The sequence below is a fragment of the Coriobacteriia bacterium genome (assembly GCA_013334745.1).
In the GTDB taxonomy this organism is placed as follows: domain Bacteria; phylum Actinomycetota; class Coriobacteriia; order Anaerosomatales; family JAAXUF01; genus JAAXWY01.
This window is the reverse complement of sequence record JAAXWY010000058.1, coordinates 1-13,167: the sequence shown is the minus strand read 5'-3', so window position 1 is coordinate 13,167 and position 13,167 is coordinate 1. Positions and strand designations below refer to the sequence as shown.

The 13,167-nt window shown below is 66.7% G+C and carries 13 protein-coding genes; 8 read left to right on the top strand and 5 right to left on the bottom strand.

The window, feature by feature from the left end; all coding sequences use genetic code 11:
* The 3 genes from HGB10_11065 to HGB10_11055 all read left to right on the top strand — a co-directional run.
* Nucleotides 1-1,046: CBS domain-containing protein (locus tag HGB10_11065; protein ID NTU72340.1), on the top strand; the 1,046-nt coding region annotated here is incomplete at its 5' end.
* Nucleotide 1,047: 1 nt separating this feature from the next.
* Entirely contained in the window at nucleotides 1,048-1,728 is a 681-nt protein-coding gene (locus HGB10_11060) for a phosphatase PAP2 family protein (protein ID NTU72339.1), read from the top strand.
* A 92-nt stretch (nucleotides 1,729-1,820) separates the two neighbouring features.
* Nucleotides 1,821-3,182: a hypothetical protein gene (locus HGB10_11055; GenBank protein NTU72338.1), complete on the top strand. Its 1,362-nt coding sequence runs from the start codon at nucleotides 1,821-1,823 to the stop codon at nucleotides 3,180-3,182.
* Here the strand turns inward: HGB10_11055 and HGB10_11050 are convergent.
* Nucleotides 3,129-4,877, bottom strand: coding sequence for a HAMP domain-containing protein (locus HGB10_11050; GenBank protein NTU72337.1), 1,749 nt, complete (start codon nucleotides 4,875-4,877; stop codon nucleotides 3,129-3,131). The two genes, HGB10_11055 and HGB10_11050, sit on opposite strands and share 54 nt — an antisense overlap.
* Entirely contained in the window at nucleotides 4,874-5,596 is a 723-nt protein-coding gene (locus tag HGB10_11045; GenBank protein ID NTU72336.1) for a response regulator transcription factor, read from the bottom strand. Before HGB10_11045 ends, HGB10_11050 begins: the two co-directional genes overlap by 4 nt.
* Before the next feature lie 207 nt (nucleotides 5,597-5,803).
* Here HGB10_11045 and HGB10_11040 point away from each other — a divergent pair, with 207 nt between their 5' ends.
* From HGB10_11040 to HGB10_11020, 5 genes are all read left to right on the top strand, one after another.
* On the top strand, nucleotides 5,804-6,697 hold the full coding sequence (locus HGB10_11040; protein NTU72335.1) for a PstS family phosphate ABC transporter substrate-binding protein: 894 nt from the start codon (nucleotides 5,804-5,806) through the stop codon (nucleotides 6,695-6,697).
* A gap of 13 nt (nucleotides 6,698-6,710) precedes the next feature.
* On the top strand, nucleotides 6,711-7,637 hold the full coding sequence (gene pstC, locus HGB10_11035; protein ID NTU72334.1) for a phosphate ABC transporter permease subunit PstC: 927 nt from the start codon (nucleotides 6,711-6,713) through the stop codon (nucleotides 7,635-7,637).
* The gene (gene pstA, locus HGB10_11030) at nucleotides 7,634-8,509 is read left to right on the top strand and encodes a phosphate ABC transporter permease PstA (protein NTU72333.1); all 876 of its coding nucleotides are present in this window, start codon (nucleotides 7,634-7,636) and stop codon (nucleotides 8,507-8,509) included. The genes pstC and pstA overlap by 4 nt, the downstream gene beginning before the upstream one ends.
* On the top strand, nucleotides 8,503-9,306 hold the full coding sequence (gene pstB / locus HGB10_11025) for a phosphate ABC transporter ATP-binding protein (GenBank protein ID NTU72332.1): 804 nt from the start codon (nucleotides 8,503-8,505) through the stop codon (nucleotides 9,304-9,306). Before pstA ends, pstB begins: the two co-directional genes overlap by 7 nt.
* Nucleotides 9,307-9,642: 336 nt before the next feature.
* Entirely contained in the window at nucleotides 9,643-10,782 is a 1,140-nt protein-coding gene (locus HGB10_11020) for a glycosyltransferase family 4 protein (GenBank protein NTU72331.1), read from the top strand.
* 33 nt (nucleotides 10,783-10,815) lie between these two features.
* On the opposite strand, the gene HGB10_11015 is transcribed toward HGB10_11020, so the two are convergent.
* The 3 genes from HGB10_11015 to HGB10_11005 all read right to left on the bottom strand — a co-directional run.
* Nucleotides 10,816-11,019 carry a hypothetical protein gene (locus HGB10_11015; protein NTU72330.1) on the bottom strand — a complete coding sequence of 68 codons (204 nt, stop codon included), beginning with the start codon at nucleotides 11,017-11,019 and terminating at the stop codon, nucleotides 10,816-10,818.
* Nucleotides 11,020-11,063: 44 nt separating this feature from the next.
* On the bottom strand, nucleotides 11,064-12,608 hold the full coding sequence (locus tag HGB10_11010) for a threonine synthase (GenBank protein NTU72329.1): 1,545 nt from the start codon (nucleotides 12,606-12,608) through the stop codon (nucleotides 11,064-11,066).
* A 62-nt stretch (nucleotides 12,609-12,670) separates the two neighbouring features.
* On the bottom strand, nucleotides 12,671-13,167 hold a 497-nt coding region (locus tag HGB10_11005), incomplete at its 5' end, for a hypothetical protein (protein ID NTU72328.1).

The following is a 13,167-nucleotide window of genomic DNA, read 5'->3' as shown; positions in this document are numbered from 1 at the left end:
CCGCGGGCCTTGAGGCCGGAGCCGCGCTGCTGGTCGTGACCGGCGGCGCCGAGCCGGCCGAGGGCGTCATCGAACTCGCGCGCTCACGGGGCGCGGCGGTGCTCGTCACGCCGCACGACGCCTACTCGGCGGCGCGCCTGCTGTCGCTCGCGCACGCGGTGGGCGACCTGATGGATACCGACGTGCTCACCGTCGGCCCCGAGACGCTCCTGGCCGAGGCTGCCGAAGACCTCATCGCGAGCCCTCATCGGGAGGCGATGGTCTGCGACGAAGCGCACCGCGTCGTCGGGATGCTCACCCGTACCGACGTCGCCCGTGGTGCCCGCCGCCGCGTGGTGCTCGTGGACCACAACGAGTCATCGCAGTCGGCGTCCGGTATCGAGGACGCATCGGTCGTCGAGATCGTCGACCACCACCGCGTGGGCGACATCCAGACCTCCGGCCCCATCCTGTTCCTGAATCTGCCGGTCGGCTCGACGGCCACGATCGTCGCGACCCGCTACGAGCAGCTGGGAGTCGAGGTCCCGGTGGCGATTGCCGGCGTGCTGCTCGCAGCGGCGCTCACCGACACCGTGCTCCTCAAGTCGCCCACCACCACCGACGTCGATCGCGGAGTCGTCGAGCGCCTGTCACAGATCGTGGGCGTCGACCCCATGGAGTTCGGGATGGAGGTCTTCCGCTCTCGGTCTGCCGGCGAGGAGTTCTCGGCGAAGGGCGTGGTCGGCACCGACGCCAAGGAGTTCCGGATCGGCGACGCGGTCGTGCTCATCGCGCAGTACGAGACGGTCGATATCACGCCGGTCATGGCGCACGTCGACGCCGTTCGCGCCGAGATGGACGCCCGCAAAGCAGCGCGCGGCTACGACGCGGTCGTGCTGATGGTCACCGACATCGTCCGAGAAGGCAGCGAGATCCTCGCGACCGGCAACACCCGTCTCGTGGAGCGCGCACTGGGCGTGTCGCTGGCTGACGGTTCGGCGTGGATGCCGGGGGTGCTGTCGCGCAAGAAGCAGGTCGCCGCACGGCTCGTGGATGCGGGGGCCTAGCGTGAGCGCCGTTGACACTGCCACGAAGTCGAAGTTCTCGATCGCTGCGCCGGCGCTGGCGGGGCTTGCGGTGGCAGGTCTGTGTATCGCCGGCTACATCGAGCTCGCCGAGGACCTCGCGCTCTCGCCCGGCATCGCCGCCTTCGATTCACAGCTCAACGCGGTCGTGCAGGGCTGGCGCACGCCGCCGCTCACCGCGTTCTTCTCGGCGATGACGTGGAGCGGGAGCACGCTGGCGATCACGCTCGCCGTGCTGGTCGCGGTCGCGGTGCTGTCGTGGCGCTGCGAGCATCGCGAGGCGCTCGTGATCGCACTCGTGGTCGCGTCGGGCACGGCACTCGGAACGCTCGCCAAGCGGGTCACCGAGCGGCCGAGACCCCCGGCGGCGTCCGCGTTGGTGGAGCTGCCGACCTCGTACGCGTTCCCGTCCGGCCACACGCTCGCGGCACTGCTGCTGTGGACCGTCGTGGCGTTCGCGGTGCTACGGGTCGCTCGGCCGGGGTGGCCACGCGTGCTGGCCGTCGTGGGCGGCGTGGTGATCACCGTGCTCGTGGGCACCTCGCGGGTCTATCTTGGCGTGCACTGGCCCACCGATGTGCTGGCGTCATGGCTGCTCGGCGTGGCGTGGCTATCGCTGACGCTCGGCGGCTTTCTCTCGTGGGAGCGCGCTCAGGCCGAGTAGCTGCGCGCCGCGATATACTGACGGCTGCGAGACGCCACCACCGACTGGAGTTCTGGGTGTCCTTGGTTCGTTGGCTCCGTGAGAATCCCCGCATGACCGCGATCGGTTTCGTCATCGCGCTTCTGCTGCCCTCCCTGTTCATAGAACGCACGGGCATCTATCTCGAGTACATGCGGCCGGGAACCGATGCTGTGGCTCACGTGCAGGTCCGGCTGCTCTACCTGCTTCCGATCATCACCGCGGTGCTGAGCTTGCTCATGTCACCCTCGACGTTCTCGCGCGCCTTCCGCGTGCCGTGGGCGTTCGTCGGCGTCGTGTGCATAGTCGCGGATCTTGCCGTCTACACGTATGCGGGCGTACTTGAGGGCTCGGTTGCGGCCATGCTCTCGTTCGCCCTTCCGGTCGCGGCGAGCCTTGGCGCGCTGCTCACCGGTATGGCGCTGTTTCGGCTCATGCCGGCCGCTATCGACTGGCTGATCGTGACGGCGACGACGCTCTCGGCGAGTGTCGGGGCGTTCCAGATGGCCGAGGCGACAGGGCTGCATTCGTTCGTGGGTCGGTGGATCGTCGCGCTGGATACGGCGGCTTCCGCTCGGGCGCACGCCCCGATCGCCTGGATGCGTGCCGAGGGTTTCTCGCTCAATCCCAACGTCTACACGCCGTTTGCGATCGTCGGGGTGATCTGGGCGCTGTTCGGCGGACGCAAAGGGCCCTTGCGGTGGGTGACGCTGGCGTCTTCCGTTGTCATCGGGGTGCTCGGGCAGTCGCGGACGACCGCGCTTGTCATCGTGGTCCTGCTCGGAGTGGTCGGGCTGCGTACCCTCTTCAGCTCGACAACGAAGCACAACACCATCCGCAGAGTGGCGCTCGTCGTGCTCGCGATGCTGGTGATGGTAGGGGTGCTCGCGGGCCGGTCCGTCTATGGTCCGCCCGATCGGACGCTCACAGGTCTCTCCTCAGTCGTTCCGCGCGCGCTCACGGAGACCGGAGAGCTCGCGTTCAAGCCGCTCACCGATGACGGGGTAGCATCGCGCATCGAGGCGTGGAGCATGGCCCTCGACACGATCTCCAAGCACCCGCGGGGCGTCTTCGGTCGCGCCGCCGCGAGCATGAAGCCGTATCCGCACGCGCACAACGAGTTTCTGCAGCGGCTGCTTTACGCCGGACCGCTCTGGCTCGTCGTACACATCGCATTTCTCCTGTGGCTCGCGATATGGCTCTGGCCCAAGGGTATGCCGTGGATCGGGCTTGCGACCGCAAGCGCCCTGTTCGTCAACGGCCTCACCGAGCCGCTCGCGTGGATGTATCCGTTCGACGTGCTGCTCTACGTCATCATCGGTAGTGCGATGTGGGGGATGACGCGGGATCGGTCGCGGGTGCCGGTCGCCGAGGGCGATCCATCAGTGAGCGCGCGGAAGCGACAGCGTGAAGGCAGATCCCGCACCCGGCGTTGATGCGACGTCGATCGAGCCGCCGCCGCGTTCACTCACGTGCTTGACGAGGGCAAGCCCCAGACCGGTGCCCCCGCCCTCGCGGGTGCGCGCGCCGTCAACGCGGTAGAAGCGCTCGAACAGTCGTGGCAGATGCCGCGCTTCGATTCCCGGCCCGGTGTCCTCGACCCGAATCGTGACGCGTGCGTTATCGGCTGTGACGCGAACGCTGACCACACCCGAGTCGGTATAGGCGAGTGCATTGTCGATGAGGTTATCGAGCGCGATCGCCAGATCGGTGGCCTCGAGCGCCACGAACACATCCTGACCACGCACGCTCGACAGGTCCGAGCGAAGATCGAGCGACGCGCGCGCAGCGGCGGACGCGTGTGCCGTCAGCGCATTGTCGACCGCCACGCGCACGTTGGTGACCGCTTGTGGGTCGGGCACAGTGTCAAGTCGTGAGAGGTCCAACAGGTCGGCCACGAGCCGCTTGAGGCGCTGCGCCTCGGCGTCGATCTGCCGGGTGAACTGAAGCGCCACTTCGATGTCGCTATCCCCGGCCGCAGTGGCGGCCGACTCGGCGAGGAGCTGGATACCGGCGACGGGTGTCTTGAGTTCGTGGCTTGCATTGGCGACGAAGTCGCGGCGTACCGCATCGAGCTGAGCACGTTGGGTGACATCCGAAACCACGGCGATCGACCCGCCGCTGTGGAGTCGGACGACGAGCAGCCGATACGTGCTGCCGAGCGGATCCGGCCCTATCTCGACGGCCTCAGGGCCGCGGCCCGAAATCGCGTCGCTCAGTGCAGCAGCGAGAGTCTCGGGCAGACCCACGTCCGCGATCGACTGGTTGCGCCAGCCACCGCCCGGCTGTCGGAACAACGTGCCCGCAGCGCTGTTCACGTACTCCAGGGTCTCGCCGTCAAGGAGGAACACCGCATCCGTCAGGCCGTCGAGTGTCATGCGCAGCGTGCGTTGCTCGGCTTCGAGCGCATCGATCCGGGCGCGAATCTCGGCGCGCAACTGCGTGAGCGCATCGGCGAGAGCACTGAGGTCGCCGGGTACTTCCGGGATCGGGGTGGCCAGATCGCCTGCGGCCATGCGCCGGGCGGCCTCGGATAGGTCGGCGACGGGTCGAGACGCGGCCGCGCTCGCCCATGCGGCGATCGCGATTGCGAGGACGAGCGCGACGGCCAGAAGCGCCAAACCGATCCCGCGAGAGCGCTTGCTCGCGGCGTCGATCTCGGCAAACGGCTGCGATACGCGCAACGCAACGCTCGCACCGGTAAGCCGCGCCGGCACGGCCACATAGAGCTCGCGCACGCCCTGCGTCTTGGAGATGCGGCTGTCGGTGCCCAGACTGCCCGATAGCGCGGTCTTCACTTCGGGCCGGTTCGAGTGATTCTCCATCGTGGCCGGATCACTCACCGAGTCCGCCAGGACGGTGCCATCTGCCGCGACGATGGTGACCCGCAGATCGGAGTTCTCGGTCAGCCGCTTCACCAGAGTTGCCGCCGTCAGCGTGCTCTCCTCGGCGACGAGCGAGCCGGCGGTGGCAACGGAGGTAAGGGCGCGGGTCTGCTGGCGCAGGGCAGCTTCAGTGAGGGGGGTATACAGCGACCAGCCCCATGCGAGTGCGAACACCGCTGCCACGAGCAGGTAGCCGATGATGAGCCGTGCCCGGAAGGTGCTGGTGAGTGATCGCAGGCGGGTCACGAGGGCGCGTCGCTTCGGGGAGAGCCGTCCTTAGCGACAGGCTCGAAACGGTAGCCCATGCCATGGACGGTGTGCACATAGGTGAACGCCGAGGGGTCCTCGATCGCCTGTCGCAGGCGCCGCACGTGGACGTCGATCGTTCTGGACGATGCGAGGTGTTCGTAGCCCCAGACCTCTTCGGCCAGAACCTGCCGAGTCGCCAACGAGCCCTCGCGTTGTGCGAGCGCGACCAGGAGTTGGAACTCCTTCAGCCGCAGCTTGGCGGGCACCCCTGAGACGGATGCACGGAAACTCTTTGGGTCGATCACGAGGTCGCCGACCTCGATGATGCGATTGTCGGCCAGTGTCTCTTTCGCGCGTACGCGGCGCAGGTTCGCACGCACGCGGGCGAGCAGTTCCTCCATCGAGAACGGCTTTGTGAGGTAGTCATCCGCCCCTGCGTCGAGGCCGCGCACCTTGTCGCGCTCCGTGTCCAGGGCGGTGACCATGATGATTGCGGTCTCTTTGTCGGTCTCGCGCACCTTCTCGGCGATCTGATACCCATCCATGCCGGGAAGCATGAGGTCGAGCAGGATCAGGTCGGGTCGGAACTGCTCGGCAGCTGGCAGGGCATCGGTTCCGGTCGCAACCGAGCGCACGAGGAAGCCCGCTCGCTTGAGCGTGTACTCAACGGTCTGTCTAATGATCGGGTCGTCCTCGACGAGAAGAATCGACGCCACGGTCACTCCTTGAGTCGGGCCGGATGGGCCACTGCCAACGCGCTCACTATGGCACGCGCGAGCACAAGCACCCAATGCATTTCACATTTGTTTTACAAGCACGATACAGAGTTTACAGCGGTGCAACCACTGGCGCCTGTCGGCTCCGTAGAGTCATCAGCGGCGGGCACACGGTCCGCTCGACCACGAACTCGAAGGGGAGTTGAAGTGAAAGCTCGTATTGGCATTGGCACGATGCTCGTCACGCTCCTGGCCGTCAGCGTTTTCGCCCTGACCGGTTGCGGCAGCAGCACGACCGGCACTACCGGTGGCGAGACGTCGGCCACCACCGAGGCTCCTGCCCAGGAGGGCGGCGCTCTGAACGTCGCCGGCTCGGACACGATGGTGAATCTGTCGCAGGCATGGGCCGAGGCGTACGCCGAGGTCAACCCGAATGCCATGGTCACCGTGAAGGGTGGCGGCTCAGGCAACGGTATCGCGGCACTCATCAACAAGACGGTCGAGATCGCGAACTCCTCGCGTGAGATCAAGGAAGAGGAAGTCACGCAGGCCGAGGCCGCTGGCGTAACTCCGGTCAGCACCGAGGTCGCTCGCGACGGACTTGCCGTCATCGTCAACACCGCCAACAAGGTCGCCGACATCTCCAAGGACGATCTGGGCAAGGTCTACCGCGGTGAGATCACGAACTGGAAGGAGCTCGGCGGCGCCGACGCCCCGATCGTGCTTCTGGGTCGCGACTCGTCGTCAGGCACCTACGGCTTCGTCCAGGACGAGGTCGTTGGCAAGGACAAGCTCTACGCCAAGAGCATGCGCAACATGCAGTCGACTCAGGCCATCGTCGACGAGACCGCCAAGAACCCGAACGCGATCGGCTACGTCGGTCTTGGCTACGAGAGCGCCTCGGTCAAGCCGCTGACGGTAGACGGCGTGGCTTCGACGGTTGAGACTGTGCTCGACGCTAGCTACCCGCTCTCCCGTCCGCTGATCATGATCAGCAATGGCGAGCCGACCGGGCTGGCTGCGGCCTACCTGCAGTGGATCCTCGGTCCTGACGGTCAGAAGATCGTCGCCGACCAGGGCTTCGTCCCGCTGACTCAGTAACAAAAGGGAACCGATGACAAAGCCGTCAACCAAGACGGCGCGCACCGGCCGCCCGGGGGGATTCTCCCGGGCGGCTGATGCCGTCGTAAGGCGAGCCATCGCACTGTGCGGATGGCTCGCTATCGCCATACTCGGAGCCATCTTCGTGTTCCTCTTGCTCAACTCGTTCAAGGCGCTTCGCGAGCTGGGTTTGTGGCCGATGGTCGCCGGTACTGACTGGTACCCCACAGTCGATCCCGCCAGATTCGGATTCCTCCCCTCCGAAGTCGGGTCACTCTGGGTCACCGGCGTGGCGCTCCTGCTCGCGGTCCCCATCGGCATCGGAGCGTCGATCTATCTCTCGGAGTTCGCAAAGGGCCGTGTGAAGAATGTCGCCAAGTCCATCGTCGAGTTCATGGCCGCAGTCCCCTCGGTCGTGCTCGGGCTTCTCGGAGTGGCGTATCTGTCGCCGGTCATTCAGCGGACGTTCGGGCTGGATTCCGGTCTGACGGCGTTGACCGCGGGAGTGGTGGTGGGCGTGATGACATTGCCGACGATCATCTCGATCTCAGAAGACGCGCTCTACAGCGTGCCCTCCTCGATGCGCCAGGGTTCGCTTGCTTTGGGCAACACGGCCTGGCAGACCACGTACAAGGTCGTCCTGCCCGCGGCGTCGAGCGGTATCTTCGCGGCGGTCATGCTCGGGCTGGGCCGCGCGATCGGTGAGACGATGGTCGTGCTCATGCTTGCGGGCAACTCCGGTCTCGTTCCGCGTCTGCCGCTCGAGGCGGCGCGCACGATGACAGGCACGATCGCCCAAGAGATGGGCGAGGTCGTGCGCGGTGGTACTCACTACTCAGTACTCTTCGCGATGGGCCTTGTTCTCTTCGCCATCACCTTCGCAGTCAATCTCGCCGCCGATCTGGTGCTCGAGCGTCAGCGGAAGCGGTGGCGCCGATGAGCCGCAATGAGCGCACCGCACGGCGCGCACGACGCGCCCGTACGGTCGAACTGGTCGCCAAGTTCATCACCGGCGCGTGCCTGCTCTTCGCAGCGGGAGCGACCGTCGCAATCATCGGCATCATCATCTACCGAGGAGCGCCCTCGATCTCGTGGGAGTTCCTCTCCACGATGCCCAAGAAGCAGATGACCGCAGGTGGCATATGGCCTGCGATATGGGGCACGCTCATGCTGACGCTGTGGACCGCCGCCTTCGCGTTGCCCATCGGCATCGGTGCAGGGCTCTACCTGGCCGAGTACGCGCGGCCGGGTGTGGGAACACGCGTCGTGCGGCTCTCCATCGCTAACATGGCCGGCGTGCCGTCGATCGTCTACGGGCTGTTCGGCTTCTCGCTCTTCGTCATCGCGCTTAAGTTCGGGACGTCGCTCATCGCGGGTGCGCTTACACTCGCATGCCTCACGCTTCCGGTCGTCATCGGCGCGACCGAGGAGGCGCTGCGCCAAGTACCCACCGACCTGCGCCAGGCGTCGCTTGCGCTTGGCGCAACGAAACTTCGTACGACCGTGCGTGTCGTACTGCCTGCGGCGGCACCGGGTATCGTCACGGGCTCCATCCTCGGTCTGTCGCGTGCTGCCGGCGAGACCGCACCCATCATGCTTACGGCGGTCGCGTTCTTCGCGCCCATGCCCAAGTCGCCGTTCTCGCAGGTCATGGCTCTTCCGTATCATCTCTACATCATGGCGACGCAGGCGGTTAAGCCGGCGCCGGGCATCGTGTGGGGCACAGCATTCGTTCTCGTCGCGGGTGTGACGGCAGTCGGCGTTCTCGCCGCCGCATGGCGCACCCGGCAAAGGAGCAGGATCCGATGGTAGACGTCACCACCGCCACAACCGACACAACCGGCACGTTCGAGCTTCGGGACGTATCGGTCGCCTACGGCCGGGAAACCGCGCTGGCAGGCGTCGGTCTCCATATCCCGTCACAGGCGGTGACCGCGCTCATCGGACCGTCCGGTTGCGGCAAGTCGACGCTGCTGCGGTGCCTGAACCGCATGAACGACGAGCTCGGCAACGTGACCGTGGGTGGCAAGGTGCTGCTCGACGGTGCCGACATCTACGCACGTGAGATGGACCCGGTCGAACTGCGCATGCGCGTCGGGATGGTCTTTCAGCGCCCCAACCCGTTCCCGATGACCATCTACGAGAACGTCGCGTACGGTCCCCGCACGCAAGGTATCCGCAAGCGCGCGGAGCTCGACGCCCTCGTCGAGGAGTCGCTCCGTCGCTCGGCGTTGTGGGGCGAGGTCAAGAACTCCCTCAAGAAGCACGCGTTCGAACTCTCCGGCGGTCAGCAGCAGCGTCTTTGTATCGCCCGTGCGCTGGCGACGCGGCCCGAGGTGATGCTCATGGACGAGCCGGCATCTGCCCTCGACCCCATCTCGACGCAGCAGATCGAGGACACGATCGCCGAGCTCAAGTCGAGCGTGACGATCGTCATCGTGACCCACAACATGCAGCAGGCAGCGCGTATCTCCGATCAGACCGCGTTCATGCTGCGCGAGTCGATGGAGACCCCTGCGCAGCTCATCGAGGTGGGCGAGACGACGCAGATGTTCACCACACCCGCCGACACGCGCACCGAGTCCTACATCACAGGCCGGTTCGGCTAGGTCGCGCTCGTTCGAGAACAGCATACGAGTCCCGACACGTAAGAACGCCCCGTCCGGAATCCCAGACGGGGCGTTCTGTGTGTTCGGTGGAAGCCGCTGGGGGGAGCGACGTTCCCGAACGGGCAGGTAGCGCCTGAGGGGGGAGGAGGCGCTACCTGTCATATTCCGAGGGGCGGTCCCCACCTGAGGGGGGGTAGGCGGGTCGCCCAGCTCTTTGACTCCCATTGAGCAACGGTCGTGCCAGTTCTGCGCCCGACACACCAAATTCACATACATGAGAAAGCGCTCACGAACGCCCCCGCTGCGCCTATACTTGCCGAGGCGAAAGGAGGGCGAGTGCGCGTACTGATGGTGGTCCGTCCTGCATCGGGCGGCATGAAGGAGCACGTGCTCGCGCTCGTGCGTGGACTCGTCGCTCGTGGGCACGAGGTCGAGCTCGCTGCGCCGGCGTCTTCCGGCATCACCGACGCGGCCCGCGCCGCCGGTATCACGGTGCGCGACGTTCCGATCGCAGGTCCTTTGCACCCCATCCAAGACCCGCGTGCCGTCCGCGCGCTCTCGAGGCTTGTGTCCTCGGGCGGCTTCGACGTGGTGCACGCACACGGCTTCAAGGCCGGGTTCATCGGCAGGCTGGCCGTGCGAGCAAGCGGTACGAAGGTGCCGTTCATCGTCACGGCGCACAACCACGTCCTCACGCGTACTGACACCCCCGCAGCCACTCGCTGGCGCTACCGCACCGTTGAGCGCTCGCTCGAGCGCTACGTGAGCCGCTACATCGCCGTCTCCGAGTCGATCGGCCACGAACTCACCGACGCCTACGACCTGCCCGCCGAGAAGGTCGTCGTCGTGCGCAACGGCGTCGACGTCACACCGTTCCTCGAGCCGCAGGACCCGGACGCCGCACGCGTGGCGCTCGGGGTGCCCGTCGACTCGCTCGTCGTGGGGCTTGCTGCGCGCTTCTCGGCGCAGAAGGGGCTGCGCGACCTCGTGGCCGCCACCCCCGAGCTCGTCCGTCGGCTGCCGGGCGTGCGCATCGTCATCGGCGGTTCGGGTCCGCTCGAAAGCGAGCTGCGCGGCCAGGCCGTGGCGCTCGGTGTCGCCGACTCCATCGTGTGGCCCGGCCACGTGCTCGACATGCCGCGCTTTCTCGCTGCACTCGACGTCTTCGTCTCGCCGGCGACCACCGAGGCGTTCGGCATCGCACTCATCGAAGCGGCTGCGGCCGGCGTTCCCACGATCGCGACTCGTGTGGGTGGCGTGCCCGAGGTCATCCTCGACGGTGAGACCGGTCTGCTGGTGGCGCCGCACGACCCTACCGCGCTCGCGCAGGCCATCGTGGGGCTGCTCGACGACCGCGGCACTGCGATCAAGCTCGCCGAACACGCGCGGCGCCGCGCCATCGTGGAGTTCTCTCCGGAGTTGATGGTCGACGGCACCGTCGAGGTCTACGCGGCAGCGATCGCCGAGCGCGCGTAGGTCGCTCCGCCTTCACCCCGCGCCGGGCGGCTTCTACTCGACCGTTCCGTACCGCCGAGACAGCCCATGCCCCACGATCGCCGAATTCAGCTGGTCCGAGAGGCGCTGACGTGTGTAGGCGACGGGCGGCAGGTTGTTGACGATCTCCTGGATGACCTCGGGTAGGTCGTAGGTTTGCGCGCGCAACAACACGTCCAGCCGAGAAACCCGCTTGGTGTCGCGGAACAGGCTGTCCATGAAGCGGGCGAGAAGCTCGCGGTCGTCGTCGGGCACGCGGGAGCCTAGCCCAGCCAAGCGGAGACGGCGTGCTCGATGCCCTCGCACCCACCGTCGACGACCTCGCCGAAGCGAACGGGCGCGTCGTCGAGTGTCGCAAGCGCTTCGGGCACGCACGCACCCTCGGTCGCGATGTCCTGCACCCGCGCGAGCAGCTCTACGCCGGTGAGTCCGGCGTACTCCTCGGGCAGGCGATCGGCGTACGACAGTCCGCGAAGCGCTTTGAGCACGTCGCCGCCGAACTTCGCCCAGTGCGCAGTCGAGACGACCAGCACCGGCGCCTCATCCTGCACGCGCTCGGCGACCTCCCACGCGACCGCGGTGTGCGGGTCCATGAGGTAGCCGGCCTCATCCCAGATGCGCTTGACGGTTGCGAGCGACTCGTCGTTGCTCACGAAGTCGCCCACGAGCAGTTCGCGCACTGCTCGGAAGGTGGCCGGATCGACCTGGAAGCGCTGGTTCTCGGCGAGCTCGGCCATCCAGCCGCGCACCGCCTCCTCGCCCGCGAGGTGGTAGAGCAGTCGCTCGAGATTGCTGGAGATGAGGATGTCCATCGAAGGGCTCGGGGTGACGACGAAGTCACGAGCGCTGATGTCGTAGACACCGGTGGCGATGAAGTCGGCAAGCACGTTGTTCTCGTTGCTCGCGCAGATGAGTCGGCCGATGGGCACGCCCATGAGCTTGGCGTAGTACGCGCCGAGGATGTTGCCGAAGTTGCCGGTGGGCACGCACACGTCCATGACCTCGCCCGGCTTCACGCCACCGCCGGCGACCATATCGGCGTACGCACTGACGTAGTACACGATCTGCGGCATCAGGCGGCCCCAGTTGATCGAGTTCGCGCTCGACAGCCGCAGTCCGTGCCGCTCGTGCAGCTGCGTGCCGAACGCCTCGTCGGCGAAGGCCGCCTTGACCGCGCTTTGGCAGTCATCGAAGTTGCCGCGTACGCCGAACACGCCCACGTTCTCGCCGCGCTGCGTGATCATCTGCTTGCGCTGGATGTCGCTGACGCCCTGCGCGGGGTAGAACACCACTATCTTGGTGTGCGGGCGGTCCGCGAAGCCGTCGAGTGCGGCCTTGCCGGTGTCACCGCTCGTGGCAACAAGGATGAGGAAGTCGTCCTCGAGCTCGCCGCGCCCGTGCTTGACCTCGACGGACTCGCCGAAGAACAGTGGCATGCACTGCAGCGCCATGTCCTTGAACGCGCTCGTGGGACCGTGCCACAGTTCGAGGACGTGCATACCGGCGACGACCTCGACGACCGGAGCGATGCGCTCGTCGTCCCACTGCTCGCCGTATGCTGCCTGCATCAGCGCGTCGACGCGGTCCTCCGGAAGATCGACCCGGAAGCGCGAGAAGATGCTCGCTGCGCGCTGCCAGTACGGCAGCTTCGCGAAGTCGACGATCTCGGCAAGCGTGAGGTGGGGGAGTTCCTCGGGCACGTAGAGTCCGCCGCCCGGCGCGATGCCGCGGATCACGACGTCGGTGTAGGCGGGTCGGCCACTGTCGAGGCCCCGAGTGTCTCGGTAGGTGGTGGTCTCAGTCACGATCGCTGCCTTCGTGGCGGTTTCAAGGTGGGACAGATTCTACCCGACCCGACGCGCCTCAGGCGCTACCACTTCTGGGCGGTCAGCTCCACGCGCGTATTGTTCGCGCCTTCAGGCAGCGCGCCCTCCACGATGTAGTCGGCGTCCTCCCACGTCGCGATCGCCCGCTCGACCGCGCGATCACCGGTGTTGGCGAGTATGGCCAGCGTCCCTTCGTCTCCAAACCCGCGAAACGCGACACCCCCCGGCTTCACCCCTGAGGCCAGAAACGCATCGACGATGGCGTTCTGTGCGCCGCCGCTCAGGTACTCTGTCGAGCGCTTCGCATCCGCCGAGAACAACGCATCGCTGGTGACGACTCGTCCGATCGCGGCCAGATAGCCCTCAGGAGCGTCGGCGAGGGTCTGCTCGGGTGCAAGCTCCGCGAGGCTGACGAGCAGCCGGAAGCGCGGCGTGCGCTTGGCTGTCAGCACGTACGTGACGCCGGCGAACCCTGACTTCCACTGGTCGGCGACTTCGACGCGCCGGGCGATCCGGTAGCCGGGGTACTGCTGCGTAACGA